Here is an 18641-nt window from a genome sequence, read left to right as displayed (position 1 = left end):
GTCCAGTGATTCCGCTGTCGTACGCACAACGCCGTATGTGGGTTACGTACCAACTGGAAGGCGGGGCGGAGACCTACAACATCTCCCCGACGTTCCGGCTGACCGGGCCACTGGACCAGGACGCTCTCGTCGCCGCGATCCGCGACGTGGTCGAACGGCACGAGATCCTGCGTACCACGTACGTGACGGACGACGATGACGAGCCCTACCAGCGCATCCTGTCGCCGGCGGAGGCATCGGTGCAGGTACCGGTGGTCGAGGTGGCGCCCGAGGACCTGTCCGGCGCGGTCGACGAGGCCATCGCGCACCATTTCGACCTGGCCGCCGAAATCCCGCTGCGGGCGACCCTGTTCCGCTGCTCCCCCCAGGAGCACCTCCTGGTCCTCCTCATCCACCACATCGCCTCGGACGGTGTCTCGGGCGGAGTGCTGGCACGGGACCTGACCACCGCCTACACCGCACGCCTGGACGGCCGGGCGCCGGCGTGGGAGCCGTTGTCCGTGCAGTACAAGGACTACGCGCTGTGGCAGCGCGAGCTGCTCGGCGACCCGGCGGACCCGGACAGCCTGGCCGCGGCGCAGACCGAGTACTGGCGCGCGGAGCTGGAGGGGGTGCCGCAGCCGCTGAACCTGCCGCTGGACCGCCCGCGGCCCCCGGAGCGGAGTCTGGACGGCGACACGGTCGGCATCTCGGCGGAACCGGAGGTGGCGGCCGGGCTCCAGAAGCTGGCCGACGAGCGCGGGATGACCATGTCGATGGTCCTCCAGACCGCGCTGGCGGTGCTGCTGCGCAAGCTCGGCGCCGAGGACGACGTGACGATCGGGAATCCGATCGCCGGGCGGACCGACGAGGCGCTCGCCGACCTGGTCGGGGTCTTCGTCAACACCCAGGTGCTGCGGGTGGACCTGTCCGGCGACCCGTCGTTCTCCGATCTGCTGGCCCAGGTGCGGGACAAGGCCCTGGCGGCCTACGAGCACCAGGACGTGCCGTTCGAAATGCTGGTCGAGTTGATCAACCCCGACCGCTCGGCGGCGTACCAGCCGCTGTTCCAGGTGACCTTCGCCTGGCAGAACTTCGCGAAGCAGGACTTCGAACTCCCCGGACTCGAGGTGGAGTTCGAGCAGCACCTGGTTTCGGCCGCCATGTTCGACCTGTTCTTCAGCATGGCGCAGGACGACTCGGGGGCCCTGCGGGGCGACGTCATGTACGCGACCCAGCTGTTCGACCGGGACACGGTCGAGGCGATCGCCGCTCGGTTCGTGCGTCTTCTGGAGCAGCTGGTCGCCGATCCGCGTTCGCCGGTGAGCGGGGTCGAGGTGCTGGCGGAGGACGAGCGGGACTGGTTGGTGCGGCGGGTCAACGACACGGCGTATCCGGTGGCCGAGGGCACTCTGCCGGATGCGTTCGAGGTCCAGGTGGAGCGGACCCCGGACGCGGTCGCGGTGATCGGTGAAGAGGAGACGCTGAGCTACGCGGAGTTCAACCGGCGCGCCAATCGGCTGGCGCACTGGCTGGTCGAACAAGGCGCGGGGCCCGAGCGGATTGTCGCGGTGCGCATCCCGCGTTCCGTCGAGATGATGGTCGCGATCTACGCGGTGGCCAAGGCCGGTGCGGCGTACCTGCCGATCGACACCGAGCTCCCCGAGGACCGGGTGCGGCAGTTCCTCGACAGCGCGAAGCCGTTGCTGGTGCTCGACGACGACCTTCCGGACGTGTCCGCGTATCCGGAGGCGAACCCGGAACGAGTCCTTGTGCCGGACAACGCCGCGTACGTGATGTACACCTCCGGTTCCACCGGTGGTCCCAAGGGTGTGCCGGTGCAGCACCGCTCGATCATGAACCGGATCAAGTGGGGACTGGAGCACTTCGACGTCACGGCCGAGGACCGGATGCTGCTGAGTACGACCGCGAGCTTCGACGCCTCGGTGCCGGAACTGTTCGCGCCGCTGCAAGTCGGGGCCTGTGTCGTCGTCGCGCGCCCGGACGGACGCAAGGATCCGGCGTACCTGGCCGAGCTGATCCGGCGGGAGCGGGTGACCGGCGCGGACTTCGTGCCGTCCCTGCTGGAGGCGTTCGTCGCCGAGCCCGCGGCAAAGCAGTGCACGACCCTGCGCTGGATCGAGGTCGCGGCCGAGCCGTTCCTGGCCCCGCTGGCCAACAGGTTCGTCGAGCTGTTGCCTCGCTGCTCCGCGAACAACCTGTACGGTCCCACCGAGGCGACCGTCGAGGTGACCGCGTGGCAGCACGTGCCGGGGGCGGACCGGGTGCCGATCGGCGCGCCGATCTGGAACACCCAGGTCTATGTGCTGGACGAGGCACTGCGCCCGGTCCCGGCCGGGGTCGCCGGTGAGCTGTACCTCGCCGGCGCCGGGCTGGCCAGGGGGTACCTCGGGCAGACCGCGCTGACCTCGGAGCGGTTCGTGGCCTGCCCCTTCGGCGAGCCGGGGACGCGGATGTACCGCACCGGCGACGTGGTGCGGTGGAACAAGGACGGGCAGGTCGAGTACATCGGCCGCACCGACTTCCAGGTCAAGATCCGCGGGCTCCGCATCGAGCTGGGCGAGATCGAGCACGTGCTGGCCGGGCATCCCGGTGTGGCACAGGCGGCGGTCGTGGTGCGCGAGAACCAGCAGGGCGACAAGCGCCTTGTGGCCTATGTGGTGCCCGACCCGGATGCCGCGGCAGCCGATGCCGGTGACCAGGTGGACGAGTGGCGCCAAGTCCACGACGAAACCTATGACAAATCCCGCGACGAGGCATGGGGCGAGGACTTCCAGCTGTGGAAGTCGGCCTATGACGGCGAGCCGATTCCGCTCGAGCAGATGCGGGCGTGGCGGGACGCGGCGGTGGCACAGGTGCTGCGGTTCGCGCCGCGGCGGGTGCTGGAGATCGGTGTGGGCGCCGGTCTGCTGCTGTCGAAGATCGCCGGCGAGGTCGACGAGTACTGGGGCACCGACATCTCCGCCACCGTGCTGGACCGGGTCAGGGGCCAGGCCGAACAGGCCGGCCACGGCGACCGGGTCCGGCTGCGTGCACAGGCGGCCGACGACGTCTCCGGACTGCCCCGGGGCGGGTTCGACACCGTAGTGCTCAACGCGGTGGTGCAGTACTTCCCCAGCGCCGCATACCTGGACCGGGTGCTGCGCCAGGCCATGGAACTCCTCGCGCCCGGCGGCCGCATCATCGTCGGCGACGTCCGCAACGCCTCGACGCTCCGGCTGCTGCTGACCGCGGTGCAGCGTGCCGCGCGGCCGCACGCCTCGCAGGAGGAGATGCGGGCGATGGTGGAGCAGGCGGTGCTGGCCGAGCGGGAGCTGGTGGTCGCCCCGGAGTGGTTCGCCGCGTGGGCACGTGAGCATGCCGGTGGCGTGGACATCCGGCTGAAGGCGGGACAGGCGCACAACGAGCTGACCCGGCACCGCTACGAGGTGGTCCTGCACAAGGACCCGGCCGATCTCCTGGATCTGACCGGTGTGCCCACGGCGCCGTGGGGCCGGGAGGTGTCCGACCTGGCCGGCCTGGGCGACCGTCTGGACCGGGCGGGCGGCGCCCCGCTGAGGGTGACCGGGATACCCAACGCGCGGCTGGTGGAGGAGTTCGCCGCGGCGATGTCGGCGGGTGTGCTGAACGCGGCCGCTCCCGCCACCGTGCCCGTCGACCCGGAGGACCTCGCCGCATGGGCACGGCAGCAGGGCCGGGACGCGGTCCTCACCTGGTCGGGCGAGACCGCCCACACCTTCGACGCGGTGCTGCTGCCCGAAGAGCGGGCCGTTTCCAACGGGTTCGTTCCCAGTGGTGTGGTCCGGCGGACCCAGGTGAACGCCCCCGCGCTGGCCAAGTCGATCGGTCCGCTGGTGGCCGAGCTGCCCCCGTACCTGCGGGAGCGGCTGCCGGACTACATGGTTCCGGCCGCGGTGGTGCCGCTTCCGGAGCTTCCCCTGACTCCGGCCGGCAAGCTCGACCGGCGAGCGCTGCCGTCGGAGGCCACGACCACCACGAGCGACGGAGAGCCTCGCAACGCCCACGAAGAGAAACTGTGCGCCGTCTTCAGCGAACTGCTCGGCGTGGAGAGCGTCGGTATCGACGACGACTTCTTCACGCTCGGCGGTCATTCGCTCCTGGCCACCCGGCTCAGCGCCCGCATCCGTAAGCAGTTCGGAGTCGACATGCCCGTCAGGACGATCGTCCGGTACCCCACGGTGTCCGAGCTGGCCGCGCTGGTGCTCGTCGGCGGCATCCCCGACGAACACGTCGACTCGTTCGCGGTCGTGCTGCCGCTGAACAGGGACCCCGGCACGGGCAAGCCGCCGGTGTGGTTCTTCCACGGAGGGGGTGGCCTCGGCTGGGCGTACTTCACCTTCGCGCCGTACGTGACGGACCGGCCGGCCTACAGCCTCCAGTCCCGAGGCTTCCAGGGCACGGAGCCACTGGCGGGATCGGTGCAGGAGATGGTCGACGACTACCTCACCCAGATCCTCAAGACCCAGCCGGAAGGACCCTACTACCTGATCGGCTGGTCCTTCGGAGGCCCGGTCGCGCATGCCGTCGCGGAGGCGCTGGACCGGCGCGGGCAGGAGGTCGCCCTCTTGGCCATCCTGGACACCCAGCCCGCGAGCGACGCCCCGGAGAACGGGTTCCAGGCGGTGGCCGGCAGGACGCAGGAGCTCTACCGGGCGGACATCGAGGATGTCTTCGGCAAGTTCATGAACACCGGCAACATGGACGACTTCCTGGAGAACATGTCGAAGGTGGGCGCCAACAACCTGAACAGGATGGCCGAGTTCCAATCGCCGGTCTTCCGCGGCGATGTGCTGTATTTCAACGCGACGTTGGACAGGCCCGACGGGATGTCGACCTATGCGCCCGACTGGCGGCCGTTCGTCCTCGGTTCCATCGAGGAGCACGACGTGGACGCATCGCACCACGACTTGCACATGCCCAAACCCGCGGGCCAGATCATGAAGGTCATCACCCGCAAGTTCGCGTGGTGACGGTGGAGGGGGGCGAGCGGGACCAGGCCGCGCTGCTGTGCGTGCCGTTCGCCGGAGCAGGGCCTTCGTTCTTCCACCCGTGGCGGGAGTTGTCCGCGGGCCGCTGGCGCGTGGTCCCGGTCGAACTGCCCGGAAGGGAGCGGCGGATCCTGGAGACGCCGTACCGGAATGTCGTCGAAGCGGCCAAGAACGAGGTCGACGCCGTCGCCGCGGCCCTCGGCGAGGGAACGCGGACCGTGCTGTTCGGGCACAGCCTGGGCGCGGTGCTCGCGTACGAGTTGGCGCATCTGCTGAGCACGCGCGATGTGCGCGTCGAGCGGCTGGTCGTCAGTGGTTCGCCGGGGCCGTGGACCCAGCGGGAGAGGCGGGCGACGGGGCTTGAGGACGACGAGTTCCTCGCCCGGGTCGAGGAGTTCGCGGGATTCAGGCACGAGGCTCTCGATCACCCGGAGATGCGCGAACTGATTCTCCCCGTGCTCCAGGCCGACTGCGAAATGCACGAGAACTACGTTCCGAGCGTCGACGAACCACTGTCGGTGCCGATCTGCTCGATTCGGGGAAGCTCCGACGGCCTGGTCTCGGCGGAGCAGGCGCGGGAATGGCGGAGAGCGACCACGGGTGAATTCAGCTGCGCGGAGCTCCCGGGCGACCACATGTACTTGGTCGATCAGGCCCGGGAGGTACTGGACCTGATCGAAGCGGCATCTGTACAAAGAAGTGAAGGAGACGACGATCATGGCTGAGCCGATCGTGAGCCTGCTCAACCCTGAATTCGAAGACGACCCCATCGGCGCCTTCGCGCGCCTGCGGGAGAAGGCCCCGCTCGTCCGCATCGGATTTCCCGGCGGGCCGCCGGTCTGGCTGATCACGCGCAGCGAGGAGTTCAAGGCGGCGTGGAGCGACACGCGGCTCGTGACGAACATCAGCAATGTGCCGGGCCACCAGGGGCCCAGCATCGCGGACCAAGCACTCATGTCTCTCGACGTGCCGAAGGAACTCCTGCGCTACTTCACGTCCAACCTGATGCTCCAGGACGGCCAGGATCACGCTCGGTTGCGCCGGCTCGTGGCGCCCGCCTTCAGCGTCCGGCGCATCACGGCACTGCGGCCGCGCATCGAAGAGGTCTCCACCCGGCTCCTCGATGCCTTCGCAGAGAAGGGATCCGGCGATCTCCTCCGGGAGTACGCCACACCGTTGACCGGTGCCGTCATCTGTGAACTCGTCGGCATCGACGAGCCCGACCAGCCGCAGATACGGCAGTGGATGGACGAATACGCCAACGTCGACGCCGACTTCACAACGAGCGCCCTGGGCCTGTTCGACTACACCAAGAAGCTCATCGAGCGGCGCCGGGCCGAGCCCACGGACGACATGATCTCCACCCTGGTGCATACGACGGACAAGAACGGTGACCGGCTCAGCGAAGACGAGATCATCGCGATGGTGGGCGTACTGGTGAACGGCGGCTACCATTCCACGGCTCATTTCATCCCGAACGCGGTGCTCACCCTCCTCAAGAATCCGGATCAGCTGGCTCTGCTGCGCGCCAGGCCGGAAGCTCTGCCGCACGCCATCAACGAGTTGATGCGGATCGCCAACCCCATCCCGAGTGCCGGACCGCGGTACGCGGCCGAGGACATGGAGCTCGCCGGGGTCTCGATCTGCAAGGGCGATGCCGTGACGGGCTCCCTTCAGTCCGTCAACTACGACTCGCGCGTCTTCTCCGAGCCCGAGCGCTGCAATGTGGAGCGTGAGCTGAAGCGTGGGGAAGGCCACCTCGCCTTCGGTGCGGGCCCGCACCGCTGCATCGGTGCGGCGCTCGCCGAACTCGAGGGCGAGGTGGCCATCGATCACCTGTTCCTGAAGCGTGACACTCTCGAACTTGCCGTGAACAGCAGTGAATTGCGGTACCGCGAGGTCATCCCCGGCGGCGCCCGGCTGTTCAACAGGTTTCCGGTGCGCTTGTGAGGACCTGGCCGACGGCACGTACGGGCGCCCCCGAACGCGATGCGTTCGGGGGCGCCCGTACGCGAGGTGTCGGTCAGCGCTTCACGGTGCCCGCGCGCAGACGCTCGATCATGTGCCGGGTCGACTCGATCGGGCTCTTGTCGGGGAGGTCCCGTGAGCGCGCCGGCAGCGCCTCGTTGAGCGTGGCCACCCTGTCACTCCACGCGTCCCGCCCGGCGAAGGGAATCGTCTCGCCGTCCTGGTAAGCGGGGAACGGGCGATAGCTGTTGAGGCCGCCCGTGTCGGTTCCGCGGACGAGCAGCGGGTCGAGGTAGATCCCTTCACTGTGGATCCGCGTGGTCGTCGAGATGTAGCCGATGTCGAGACCACACCGCCGCTTGGCGGACGTGTTCGCCTCCGAGCAGTGCAGCAGATGGGGATGGTGGATCGAGACGTCGCCAGGTTGGAGTTCGATCTCCACGATGCCGCGCTTCTCCGCCCACTCCCGCACCAGGTTCTCGTCGGAGGCGGAGAACAGCATGTTGGGCTCGTCCGTGCGGACCGACGGCTTGTGCAGCGGCAGTTCGTGACTACCGGGGATCATCCGCAGGCAACCGTTCTCCGTGGTGCTCTCGTCGACGGCCAGCCACACCGTCAGCGCCTCCATCGGACTCAGCGTCCAGTACGCGCCGTCCTGGTGCCACAGCACGGGCTGCCCGTCGTACGGCGGCTTGCAGATGTAGTGGGCGGTGAAACACGCCACGTCCGGGCCGAGGAAGAACTCCGCGATGTCCACCAGACGCGAGTCCGAGACCAGACGTGCCCAGAAGGCGTCATTGCGGATCAGGGGGTGGTGGAAGTGCTCGGGACGCAGATCCGGATATTTACGGGTGAGCCATTCGACGTGGGCGCGTGCCTCGTCCAGGAGTTCCGATGGCACGACGTTGCGGATGATGGAGAAGCCCTGCTCGGCGTATTCCGCCGCTGCCTTCTCCAGAATGCCATCGCCAATTTTGTTCATGCGTCGGCTCCTTCTCGGGTTTGCCAGGTGCTTGCCGTGCGGAATGAGTTCATTGGAGCCGCCACGGCCTACGCGGGATTCACCCCTTGTGCCCAGCCGCTGTCGGCAGCACCCCCCCGGGCCTTTCCGCGGTTCCTCAGCAGTTCAATACTCTGCCCGCGGAGCAGGAGGGTGTCAATCGTGGGCCCGCCCCTGGCATATCCGATCGAAATCACCGTAGGTCTCCACTGGAAATGATGCTTCTCGGTGAAGTAACAATGGCAATAGGGTGACAGATGCCGACCGGAGCGTCGGCAATGCGGCGAAAGGCGACTGTCCCGCTGACAGGACATATATGGGGCGGCGTACGCCGACGTGGTGTCGGCGTACGCCGCCCCGGGCGGGACGAGCCGCGGGAGTTGCCCGCCGCTCATGTCGCCTACTTCGGGTCGCGGTTGAACTGTGCCTGCGACCAGCGGTAGCCGAGGACGATGAGGCCCAGGCACCAGGCGAGGGCGATCCACCAGTTGTTGCCGATCTCGGTGCCGAGCAACAGGCCGCGCAGGGTCTCGTTGGCGGGCGTGAACGGCTGGTACTTGGCGATCGGCTGGAACCAGCCCGGCATCGTGTCGGCGGGGATGAAGGCGCTGGAGATGAGCGGGAGGAGGATCAGCGGCATCGCCATGTTGCTGGCGGCTTCGGCGTTGGGGCTGGCCATGCCCATGCCGACCGCGATCCAGGTGAGTGCCAGGGAGAACAGCGCGAGCAGTCCGAACGCCGCCAGCCACTCGACGACGGTGGCGTCGGTGGACCGGAAGCCGATGGCCACGGCGACAGCACCGACGAGGACCAGACTGGCGAGCACCTGAAGCACGCTTCCGACGACGTGACCGATGAGCACCGATCCGCGGTGGATCGCCATGGTGCGGAAGCGGGCGATGACACCCTCGGACATGTCGGTGGCGACGGACACCGCGGCCCCGATCACGGTGCTGCCGATGGTCATCATCAGGATGCCCGGGACGATGTAGGCGATGTACACGGAGCGGTCCGCGTGGCCGCCCGCGATGCCCGCGCTCATCACGTCTCCGAAGATGTAGACGAAGAGCAGGAGCAGCATGATCGGCGTGAGCAGCAGGTTCAGGGTGAGGGACGGGTAGCGCCGGGCGTGCAGGAGGTTGCGGCGCAGCATCGTGTTCGAGTCGCGGACGGCGAGGGAGAGCCCGGCCGGGCGGGCCGGAGCCAGGGGGGTGCTCATCGTGTGGCCTCCTTGGCCTGCGTGGAGACGGTGGTGCTGTCGGTGAGGGCGAAGAACACGTCGTCGAGGTCGGGGGTGTGCACGGTGAGCTCGTCGGCCTCGATGCCGGCCGAGTCCAGCCAGTCGAGGATGGAGCGCAGTTCGCGCTGGCTGCCGTCGCTGGGGAGCTGGAGTGCCAGCGCCTCGTCGTCCCGGGCGGCCTCGCGCAGTGTGGTGGCGGCGGACTGGTAGGCGGCCGGGTCGGTGAAGCGGAGCCGGACGTGGCCGCCGGGGATGAGTCGCTTGAGCTCCTCGGCGGTGCCTTCGGCGACGATCTTGCTGTTGTGGAGGACGGCGATGCGGTCGGCGAGTTCGTCCGCCTCTTCCAGGTACTGGGTGGTGAGTAAGACGGTGACGCCGTCGGAGACCAGCCCGCGGATGATCTGCCACATGCTGTGGCGGGAGCGGGGGTCGAGGCCGGTGGTCGGCTCGTCGAGGAAGATGATCCGCGGGCTGCCGACCAGGGTCATGGCAAGGTCGAGGCGGCGCTTCATGCCGCCGGAGTAGGTGGAGGCGGGCTTCTTCGCGGCATCCACCAGGTCGAAGCGCTCAAGGAGTTCGGCGGCGGTGCGGCGGCCCTCGCTGCGGGAGAGGTGGTGCAGGTCCGCCATGAGGAGCATGTTCTCCTCGCCGGTGATCAGATTGTCGACGGCGGAGAACTGCCCGGTGACGCCGATCGCGGCCCGCACCGCCTGCGGGTCGGTGGCCAGGTCGTGACCGCCGACGCGCAGATCGCCGGCGTCGGGGGAGATGAGCGTGGAGAGGATCTTGACGGCGGTGGTCTTGCCGGCGCCGTTCGGGCCGAGCAGGGCGAACACGGACCCGACCGGGATCCGCAGGTCGATGCCGTCGAGCACGAGCTTGTCGCCGAAGGACTTGCGCAGGCCGACGGCGGAGACGGCGGTCGGTGACGGGTGACCGTCACCCTGCCTGGATGTGGGCATGACAGAAGGGGACATGGAGTCCTCCCTTGTGAAGGCTGGAGTGATGGGGGATCGGAGGAGACGAGGCTGATGTGGGGACGAGGGTGCTCAGGCTTTCGCGCGGAAGATGTCGATGTTGCCCCAGTTTGTTCGTACGCGGACCTTGACGGAGTCCTCGGTCGGCGCCGGGGCCTCGGCCGTGGCGAGCGTGTTGCGCACCTGCCCGTGGTTGGTGTTGACATCGAGCCAGGCGGCGGTACCCTCGCGGATGCCGATCTCGACTGAGCCGTTGGAGGTCTCCAACTGGACTTCGCCACGGGTGACTTCGCCGAGGCGAACGACGCCGTTGGTGGTGGTGCCGGTGACCGAGGACTCGGCGCGCGCGATGTCGATGGCGCCGTTGGCGCCGTTCAGCCGCAGTTCGCCGGTCACGGCGCCGACGGTCGTGGTGCCGTGCGAGTTCTTCAGGACGGCGGGGCCGTCGACCAGGCCGACGCGCACGTTGCCGGTGCTGCTGGTGATCTCGGCCATGCCTTCGACCCGGTCGACGGTGCTTGAGCCGTGCGGCGCCTTCAGCTGCAGCGTGCCGGTGGTGTCCAGGCGGACGTCGCCGGCCGAGGTCTTCACTCGGACCTCGCCGAGTCGGCCCTCGCCGATCACATGGGCCCCGGCGCCGTCCAAGTCGATGTCCGAGCCCGTGGGCAGTTCGACCGTCACGTCGACGGTGCCGCCGCGCCCGAACAGATTGGCCTTGGGCGTGCTGACGGTCAGGATGCCGCTGGTGTAGGTGACCTCGGTCTGGTCGGCCGTCCGCACGTCGAGATCCTTCTTCGGGTCGCGGGGCCGCACCTCGACGACGGTGTCGAGGCGGTCGCCCGCGGTGAACCGGATGGAACCGGCGTACACATAGGCAGTGACCGAAATCGGTTTGAGAGTGTCGAAAGCAGGCATGGTTGTCCCGTCCTCATGAGTCCTTGGGCCGTCCCAGCCGGTGGGACGTGGTGTGGGCGCTGTACTTCTTGTCTTGGGGGCGCGGGCGCGGCTAGCGCACCCAGCCCGTGAAGCTCTGTCCGAGGTTGCGGGTCCGTTGCGTCGGACGTTGCCGTGCGCCGCCGCCGTCGACCGCGGCCGACACGGCCCGCACCAGCCATGCGTTGACCGACAGGCCCTCGTGGCTCGCGGCCTCCTCGGCGCGTGCCTTGAGATGGGCCGGCAGTCGCAGATTGACGCGGGCGATGCTCCCCTCGTCGCCGTCGGCCGGAGCCGGTGCCTTGAGCGGTTCGAGGCGCTCGGCGGGTTGGATGGGGCCGCTGTCGGTGGGGGGCGGTGTCACCACGAAGTCGGGGTCGATCCCGCGCAGCCGTACGTCGACCGAGCCGGGGGCGAGCTCGCGGGTGACCTCGTCCATCGCGGCGGAGAGCACATTGAGCATGGCCAGCCGGGTCGCCGACTCCAGGGGAGCGGTGAGTCTCTCGGCCAGTTCGCGAGCTTCGTCGCCGCCGGCTTCCGCGGCCACCGCGAGTTCGCGGCGGAGCGTGTCGACGTAGGGGGTGAGGTCCATGACGCCAGAATGGCATCACCCTGGCGCCTACGCAAGCCTGAATGGCACCTTGTGTCGGGCGGCCGCGAGGGAGGCGCCTCTGACGTGGGGAAACGTGAGGAAGGAAATGTGCGCCATCGTGGCGCCGCGCCCGCCCACTCGCTTTCGGTGGCGCCGGCTGGCGCTGTGTGCCATTGCGTGACGCCAAGCGGCGCCATCCGGCGCCATGCGTGTGCAACCGCGTGGTGCGCGGCGAGGTCCAGGCTCTCGATGCGCATGCCGGGAATCCGGCAGAGGATGCGAGGGGGCGGGGCCCGACGTGCCTCGACATCAACACCGTCGCCACTGCAACCGGCCTCGGACCGACATGATCACAACAGCGGTCGAAGGATTCGACTCGGCGCCGGAAGCGAGGAAGCAGACACCCGCCCGACGCGGCAGGCGGGCCGGCACGCGGGATCGCGCCCCGGCCCGCGGCCCCTCACCAGTCGAACGTCTCCCCGTCGGCCCGCTTCTCGATGCAGTACCGGCGGAAGGCCTGAGCCTTCGCGACGATGCCGGCGTCCCCGGAACGCCGCGCGGCCTCTTCGTACCAGTCGAAGACCGCTGCGGCATGCGCGTGCCGCTCGTAGTGGAGTGCGGCGAATCGACGGAAGTCCGCCCGTATGGTTTCCGGGGTCATCGTCCGGCCGGAGCCCACGAGTTCTTCGAGTTCCGCTTCTGTCGCCGCAGGGCGTTCGATGATGCGGATCGGCTCGGTCGCGGGAACGTCGTTGCGGATCGCCACGGGCTCCTCGGCGTCCGAGAAGTCGAGACAGAGGGAGAGCCGGGCGGTCCTGGCGGTGCTGCGCGCGGAATGCGGCTCGGTCGTGTGTATCTTCCACACCTCACCGCGACGGAGGTGATAGACGATGTCATTCTCGGAATGGAGGGATTCCTCGCTGGTGCGCAACGGAACCTGCAACCTGGTGCCGGGTTCGGCGAATTCGAGAAAGTCCACATGCGGGGCCATGATTCCGTCGCGGAGGCTGAAGATACGCACCCACTGCAACCGGTCCAGGGAGAAATGCTCGGTCACCAGGGACATGATGCCCGGCAACTGCTTGCCCAGTTCGGTGAGGGCCAGACGGCCACTGTGGGGGCGGAAGGCGATGTCGGACTCTGCACCGCTGCCGTTGGCCAGAACATGGCACGACCACGCCCCGAAGGTGAGGGCGTCGTACTCGCCGCCGTACTCGTGGCGGTCCACGACGGACAACTCGGCATCCAGATCGTATGAGTCGATGGGCAGCACCGCAAGCCGTTGCGACTTAAGCAACGAAATCCCCTTCACTGCATGATTTTTTGACGCGTCGGCCGTCACCGTAAGACGCGCCGGTCGTCACGATAATTCGCAGGCTAGCCGCACGGTGCGGTTAATGGCCAGAGAGCCCGGTCTGCCGTCTACTGTCCCGTCGGCGGGACAGCCGGATGCCCGGGTGTCCCGCCCGGTCATCTCTTGCGCGGGGTTTCCTCGGCTATTTACCTTGGCGTCGCGATGGTCCCGGATCCACATGTCCAGTACGTGATCCATGACATCGGGGCACGAGCCACTCGTCCGGCGGAGAAGGAAAGGCTGGTAATGGAATTGGGGCCACGGGTCCACCAGCAGGACGGACAGGATGAGGCGTCAGAACCACCGGCCGAGCCTTCCGGCGCGCCGGTGTCACTCGTGCATGAGATCTCGGCGCTGTGGGGGGAGTACCTCGATGGTCGCGAGGTCGGCGCGGATGACGACTTCTTCGCACTCGGCGGCAATTCCCTGATCGGAATCAAGATCATCGATCGGGTGTCCCGGGACTACAACGTCGAATTGTCCGTGCGCGACTTCTATGTGGCGCAGACCCCGGCCCGGGTCGCCGAGCTGATCGCGCAGGGGAGGGCACGGACGTGAGATTGGCGCCGGGTACCGGGAACGACATCGATCTCGGTCGGGTCGACCTGTTCGACCTCGATCTCTACACCGCGGGCGATCCGCACGCCATCTGGGACGTGATGAGGGCGACGGCGCCCCTGCACCACCAAGTCCTGCCGGATGGACGGGAGTTCTGGTCGGTGACGCGCTACGACGACGTCTGCCGCGTGCTCGGCGACCATCGCGAGTTCACCTCGGAACGCGGCACTGTGGTGACCCACCTCGGCGTGGACGACGTCGCGGCGGGCAAGCTGATGACGTCCACCGATCCGCCGCGGCACACCCAGGTCCGCAGAGCGATCGGCTCCAGGCTCACCGCGCGGGCGGTGGCGCCCTGGGAGGACCGGATCCGGCAGGCGGTCGTGCGCTTCCTCGAACCGGCGCTGGACGGCGGCAGCTTCGACCTGGCCGAGCGGGCGCTGCTCCTCCCGGCGATCGTCACGGGCCCGATCCTGGGGATCCCAGAGCGCGACTGGGACGAACTCGTGCAGCTGACCGCGATGGTGACGGCCCCCTCCGACCCACACTTCCAGCACGGCAGCGAAGCCGCGACGCTGGCCATCTCCCACCACGAACTCGTCACCTACGTCACCGAGTGGGTCGGCCGGCGGCGGTCGGCCGGCGGCGAGGACGGCAGCCTGCTCGACCACCTGATGAACGTCCGCGCGGGAGACGCGCCGCTGACCGACGAGGAGATCGCCCTCGACGGCTACAGCATTCTGCTGGGCGCCAACGTAACGACCCCGCACACCGTCTCGGGCACGGTGCACGCGCTTATCGAGCGGCCCGAGCAGTTCCAGAAGGCGCAGGCCGACCCCTCGCTGGTCCCCAACCTCGTCGAGGAGGGGCTGCGCTGGACCTCGGCCGCGTGCAACTTCATGCGGTACGCGGTGCACGACACCGAGATCGGCGGGGGCACCGTTCCGGCCCTGGGCGCCGTCGTCGCGTGGATCGGGTCCGCCAACCGGGACGACTCCCAGTTCCCCGATCCGCACACCTTCGACATCACGCGGAGCGCCGCGAAGCGCCACGTCGCGTTCGGGTTCGGACCGCACTTCTGCATCGGCGGACCGCTGGCCCGGCTGACCCTGCGCGTCTTCTTCGAGGAACTGCTCCAGCGGTTCGCGTCGATCGAACTCGACGGCGAGCCACAGCACTTGCGGTCGTTCTTCATCGCCGGAATGACCCACCTCCCCATCGTCGCCCAGAAACGACAGACACCATGACATCCGGCTACGCCGCCGCCACGTCCCCGTGGTTCGTCCGGCCGCAGTCCACGGACCACTCCGCCCGCGTCTTCTGCTTCCCCTACTCCGGCACCGGGGCATCGGCCTTCAGCGCCTGGCCGGCCGCCCTCGACGACATCGAGGTCTGCCCCCTCCAGTTCCCCGGCCGCGAGAACCGGCTGGGCGAACCCCACTACGACACCTACGAGAACCTCGCAGCCGACCTGGTCGAACCGCTCGCACCGCTGCTCGACAGGCCGTTCGCGTTCTTCGGGCACTGCGCGGGCGCGCTGCCCGCCTACGAGACCGTGCTCCGGCTCGCCGAACTGGGTCTGCCCGGTCCGGACCGTCTCTTCGTGTCGGGCCAGCCGGCGCCGCACGATGCCGCACGCGACCGGATGCTCACCTTGACCGAGCCCGAACTGCGCGCCGAGGTCGAGGCGTTCGTCCGCGGCCGGGGCATCGAGCCGCGGCCGGACCTGATCGACATGGGCATGGCCGTTCTGCTCCGCGATCACGCCGCCGCGCGTCGGTACCGCCGGGCGGAGCCGGTCGCGGTGGGCTGCCCCATCGTCGTACTGCACTGGCGGGACGACCCCGACGTGAGCCTCGACCACCTGCAGGGATGGCATCGGTACGCGGAGTCGGTCGACATCCGGGTCGTCGAGGGCGGGCACCACGACTTCGCGAAGGCGCCCGACGAATTGCGGAGGTTGTTGACCTCTTGGCGATGAACGCAGTGCGCCCCGAAGTAGCCGTCATCGGCATGTCGTGCCGCTTCCCCGGCGTGCACGACCTGGGGGAGTTCTGGCACTTGCTGCTCGACGGGAAGTCGACCGTCGGAAGGTTTCCCGAGCACCGGGCAGTCGCCTCGAACCCCACTTCTCACCCGGACACGGCCACCGTGACCTCGGGTTCGTTCTTCGATTCCATCGACGGTTTCGACGCGCGGTTCTTCGGAACGGGCCCGGCGGAAGCCGCCGCCATGGACCCCGTGCAGCGGCTCGGGCTGGAACTCGCCTGGGAGGCCGTGGAAGACGCCCGGCTTCCGGCGACCGCGCTCGCCGAACGCGAGATCGATGTCCTGGTCGGCGCCGCGTCCTCCGGATACGACGTCCTGCGCCGACTGTCCGGCAGCGACCGGGACGACCACTACGCCGCGCTCGGCTCCAGCGGCTCCTTGATCGCGAACCGGATCTCCAGCCTGTTCGACGTCCGCGGCATGAGCCTGTGCGCGGACTCGGGCCAGTCCTCCTCCCTGGTGTCGGTGGCGCTGGCCTGCGACCGGATCCGCGGCGGCGCCGTCGACATGGCGCTCGTGGGCGGTGTGCACCTGATCGTCGATCCGGAGGCCGGACTGGGCCTGGCGAATCTGGGCGCCCTGTCGCCCGATGGCCGCTGCTTCACCTTCGACGAACGGGCGAGCGGTTTCGTACGGGGAGAGGGCGGCGGATTCGTCCTGCTGAAGCGGCTCGACCTCGCCATCGCCGACGGTGATCGTGTCTACGCGGTGGTGCGCGGCTGGAGCGTCGGCAGCGGTGGCGCCTCCTCGCGGATGCCGGATCCCAGCCCCGGCGCACAGGCGGCGACCGTGCTGTCCGCTCTCGACCGCGCGGGTGTTCCGTTCGAGGGTGTCGACTACGTCGAGGCCCACGGCACGGGTACACGACTCGGCGATCCGGCCGAGATTTCCGGTCTGCGCGAGGTGTTCCACGCGACCGGCCGCAGCCGCCCCCTGGTGATCGGCTCGGTGAAGACGAACGTCGGACACCTGGAGCCGGCCGCGGGCATCGTCGGCTTCCTGAAGACGGCGCTCTGCGTGCACCGCGCCCATCTGGTCCCCAGCCTGAACTTCCGGTCCCCGAACCCCGCCGTCCCGGGCTTCCACGACGACTTCGAAGTCCTCACAGCCGCGCGCCCCTGGCCGAGTACGCCGGACCGGCCGCGCCGGGCAGGGGTCTCGGCGTTCGGGATGGGCGGCACGAACGCGCACGTGATCCTCGAAGAGGCACCCGGGACACGGACGGAACCCCGCGCCGCAGGCGGAGGAGCGCTGCCGTGGGTGCTGTCGGCCCGTTCGGAGCCGGCCCTGCGGGAGCAGGCGGCACGGCTACGGGATCTCGTGACCGCGGACACGTCGCTGTCGGCGGCCGACGTCGGCTACTCCCTGGTGTCGACGCGTTCGTCGTTCGAACACCGGGCCGTACTGCTGGGCGGTGACCGTGAGGAAGCGCTGGGCACGCTGGCGGCGGGTGAGGACTCGGCGCGGGTGATCCGCGGAGTGGCCGCAGGGCCGGTGGGGCCGGTGGTCTTCGTGTTCCCCGGCCAGGGCTCGCAGTGGGTCGGCATGGGACGGCAGCTGTACGCGGAGTCGGAGATCTTCTCGCGCGGCATCGACGAGTGCGCGCATGCCTTGGCCCCGTGGGTGGACTGGTCACTCGTGGAGGCGCTGACCGGTACGGAATCGGCTGCGGCACTCGACCGGGTGGATGTGGTCCAGCCGGCGCTGTTCGCGGTGATGGTCTCGCTGGCGCGGGTGTGGCGCTCGCTGGGCGTCGTCCCCGAGGCCGTGGTCGGGCACTCGCAGGGCGAGATCGCCGCGGCCTGCGTGTCGGGCGCGCTCTCGCTCGAGGACGCGGCCCGGGTCGTGGCCCTGCGCAGCCGGGCCCTGACCGAACTGGCCGGCCTGGGCGGCGGGATGAGCGCGGTGTCCGCGTCCCCCGCGTGGGTTCAGGACCGGCTGGGGCAGTGGTCCGGGCGGCTCGCCACGGCCGCCGTCAACGGACCGGCGTCGGTGGTGATCTCCGGGGACGGCGAGGCGCTGGACCGGTTCGCCGCGACGGCCGACGGCGACGGGGTCCGGGTGCGACGGGTCAAGGTGGACTACGCGTCCCACTCCCACCACGTCGAACGCATTCGAGAACGTCTGCTCGTGGACCTCGCGGGCATCTCGCCGAGGGAGACCGCGGTGGAGTTCCACTCGACGGTCACCGGGGAAGTGCTCGACCCCCACGCGCTCGACGGCTCGTACTGGTACGACAACCTGCGCTCGATGGTGCGGTTCGGCGAGGCCGTCGAGCACCTGATGCGCGAGCGTGGCGGGGCCTTCGTGGAGGTCAGTCCGCATCCGGTGCTGACGGTGGCGATGGAGGAGACCGCCGACGCCCTGGCCACCGCACCGCCGGTGGTGGGCACCCTCGACAAGGACGACGGGAGCGTGGGCAAGGTCCTGGCGTCGCTGGCCGAACTGCACGTGCGCGGTGTGCCGGTGGACTGGGCGGAGGTCTTCGCCGCGCACCGTCCGCGCCGGATCGGCCTGCCGACCTACCCGTTCCAGCGGCAGCGGCACTGGCTGACGGCGCCCGAGGACACCGGCTCGACAGCCCCGGGCCCCACCGTGCAACCGATCGGGTCGGAGTCGTCGGCCCTGAAGCTCGTGTGCGCCGAGACGGCGGCGGTGCTGAGTGCGAAGGACGGGGGGCTGACGGCCGCCGATCTCGCGGCGAGGTCGACCGAGACCTTCAAGAACCTCGGGTTCGACTCCGCGATGGCCGTGCGGCTCCGCAACCGGCTCACCACGGCGGCCGGAGTGCGGCTGCCGGCCACCGTCGCGTTCACCTACCCCACTCCGCAGACGCTCGCGCGCCACATCTTCTCCCTCCTCGCGCCGGAGGTGCCCGATGCCCCGGGCCCGGAGAGTCCGGAAAGTCGTGGTGATGATGACTTGTTCGAATTGATCGACCGCGGATACGTCTGAGCAACT

13 protein-coding genes are annotated in these 18641 nt (G+C 69.1%); 7 read left to right on the top strand and 6 right to left on the bottom strand.

Annotated features, from left to right (window positions below; all coding sequences use genetic code 11):
* Positions 1-5: 5 nt before the first annotated feature.
* From GUY61_RS01000 to GUY61_RS00990, 3 genes are read left to right on the top strand one after another with little or no spacing between them, the layout of a single operon-like run.
* On the top strand, positions 6-4991 hold the full coding sequence (locus GUY61_RS01000; RefSeq protein WP_313896440.1) for a non-ribosomal peptide synthetase: 4986 nt from the start codon (positions 6-8) through the stop codon (positions 4989-4991).
* Complete coding sequence (locus tag GUY61_RS00995; RefSeq protein WP_166628096.1) at positions 4988-5734, top strand: thioesterase II family protein; 747 nt, start codon at positions 4988-4990, stop codon at positions 5732-5734. Before GUY61_RS01000 ends, GUY61_RS00995 begins: the two co-directional genes overlap by 4 nt.
* Positions 5727-6959: a cytochrome P450 gene (locus GUY61_RS00990; RefSeq protein ID WP_166628095.1), complete on the top strand. Its 1233-nt coding sequence runs from the start codon at positions 5727-5729 to the stop codon at positions 6957-6959. The genes GUY61_RS00995 and GUY61_RS00990 overlap by 8 nt, the downstream gene beginning before the upstream one ends.
* 73 nt (positions 6960-7032) lie before the next feature.
* Here the strand turns inward: GUY61_RS00990 and GUY61_RS00985 are convergent, their stop codons facing one another.
* The 6 genes from GUY61_RS00985 to GUY61_RS00960 all read right to left on the bottom strand — a co-directional run bounded on the left by GUY61_RS00985 (position 7033) and on the right by GUY61_RS00960 (position 13031).
* A complete protein-coding gene (locus GUY61_RS00985) occupies positions 7033-7959 on the bottom strand; it encodes a phytanoyl-CoA dioxygenase family protein (RefSeq protein WP_166628094.1) in 927 nt (308 codons plus the stop codon).
* A gap of 418 nt (positions 7960-8377) precedes the next feature.
* Positions 8378-9196 carry an ABC transporter permease gene (locus GUY61_RS00980; RefSeq protein ID WP_166628093.1) on the bottom strand — a complete coding sequence of 273 codons (819 nt, stop codon included), beginning with the start codon at positions 9194-9196 and terminating at the stop codon, positions 8378-8380.
* Positions 9193-10179: an ATP-binding cassette domain-containing protein gene (locus GUY61_RS00975; protein ID WP_243766077.1), complete on the bottom strand. Its 987-nt coding sequence runs from the start codon at positions 10177-10179 to the stop codon at positions 9193-9195. Before GUY61_RS00975 ends, GUY61_RS00980 begins: the two co-directional genes overlap by 4 nt.
* Before the next feature lie 87 nt (positions 10180-10266).
* The gene (locus GUY61_RS00970; RefSeq protein WP_166628091.1) at positions 10267-11109 is read right to left on the bottom strand and encodes a DUF4097 family beta strand repeat-containing protein; all 843 of its coding nucleotides are present in this window, start codon (positions 11107-11109) and stop codon (positions 10267-10269) included.
* 91 nt (positions 11110-11200) lie between these two features.
* Positions 11201-11719: a toxin-antitoxin system HicB family antitoxin gene (locus GUY61_RS00965; RefSeq protein ID WP_166628090.1), complete on the bottom strand. Its 519-nt coding sequence runs from the start codon at positions 11717-11719 to the stop codon at positions 11201-11203.
* A gap of 460 nt (positions 11720-12179) precedes the next feature.
* Complete coding sequence (locus tag GUY61_RS00960) at positions 12180-13031, bottom strand: putative nonproteinogenic amino acid hydroxylase (RefSeq protein WP_166628089.1); 852 nt, start codon at positions 13029-13031, stop codon at positions 12180-12182.
* Between the two features lie 231 nt (positions 13032-13262).
* Here GUY61_RS00960 and GUY61_RS00955 point away from each other — a divergent pair, with 231 nt between their 5' ends.
* Genes GUY61_RS00955 through GUY61_RS00940 form a run of 4 tightly spaced genes read left to right on the top strand, consistent with a single transcriptional unit; the run spans position 13263 to position 18635 of the window.
* The gene (locus tag GUY61_RS00955; protein ID WP_313896439.1) at positions 13263-13631 is read left to right on the top strand and encodes a phosphopantetheine-binding protein; all 369 of its coding nucleotides are present in this window, start codon (positions 13263-13265) and stop codon (positions 13629-13631) included.
* The gene (locus GUY61_RS00950) at positions 13628-14878 is read left to right on the top strand and encodes a cytochrome P450 (RefSeq protein ID WP_166628088.1); all 1251 of its coding nucleotides are present in this window, start codon (positions 13628-13630) and stop codon (positions 14876-14878) included. Before GUY61_RS00955 ends, GUY61_RS00950 begins: the two co-directional genes overlap by 4 nt.
* Entirely contained in the window at positions 14875-15612 is a 738-nt protein-coding gene (locus GUY61_RS00945) for a thioesterase II family protein (protein ID WP_166628087.1), read from the top strand. The genes GUY61_RS00950 and GUY61_RS00945 overlap by 4 nt, the downstream gene beginning before the upstream one ends.
* Positions 15609-18635 (top strand): type I polyketide synthase, encoded by a 3027-nt coding sequence (locus GUY61_RS00940; protein WP_166628086.1) that lies wholly within the window; start codon positions 15609-15611, stop codon positions 18633-18635. The genes GUY61_RS00945 and GUY61_RS00940 overlap by 4 nt, the downstream gene beginning before the upstream one ends.
* Positions 18636-18641 lie beyond the last annotated feature (6 nt).

The organism is Streptomyces sp. GC420, assembly GCF_009916105.1.
Taxonomy (GTDB): domain Bacteria; phylum Actinomycetota; class Actinomycetes; order Streptomycetales; family Streptomycetaceae; genus Streptomyces.
This window is presented reverse-complemented; position numbering and strand designations above follow the sequence as displayed.

Bases quoted from the DNA above. Each gene is read 5' to 3' on its own strand.
- GUY61_RS00965 (WP_166628090.1), bottom strand. From the start codon at position 11,719: ATGGACCTCACCCCCTACGTCGACACGCTCCGCCGCGAACTCGCGGTG.
- GUY61_RS00975 (WP_243766077.1), bottom strand. From the start codon at position 10,179: ATGCCCACATCCAGGCAGGGTGACGGTCACCCGTCACCGACCGCCGTC.
- GUY61_RS00980 (WP_166628093.1), bottom strand. From the start codon at position 9,196: ATGAGCACCCCCCTGGCTCCGGCCCGCCCGGCCGGGCTCTCCCTCGCC.
- GUY61_RS00990 (WP_166628095.1), top strand. From the start codon at position 5,727: ATGGCTGAGCCGATCGTGAGCCTGCTCAACCCTGAATTCGAAGACGAC.
- GUY61_RS00985 (WP_166628094.1), bottom strand. From the start codon at position 7,959: ATGAACAAAATTGGCGATGGCATTCTGGAGAAGGCAGCGGCGGAATAC.
- GUY61_RS00945 (WP_166628087.1), top strand. From the start codon at position 14,875: ATGACATCCGGCTACGCCGCCGCCACGTCCCCGTGGTTCGTCCGGCCG.
- GUY61_RS00940 (WP_166628086.1), top strand. From the start codon at position 15,609: ATGAACGCAGTGCGCCCCGAAGTAGCCGTCATCGGCATGTCGTGCCGC.
- GUY61_RS00970 (WP_166628091.1), bottom strand. From the start codon at position 11,109: ATGCCTGCTTTCGACACTCTCAAACCGATTTCGGTCACTGCCTATGTG.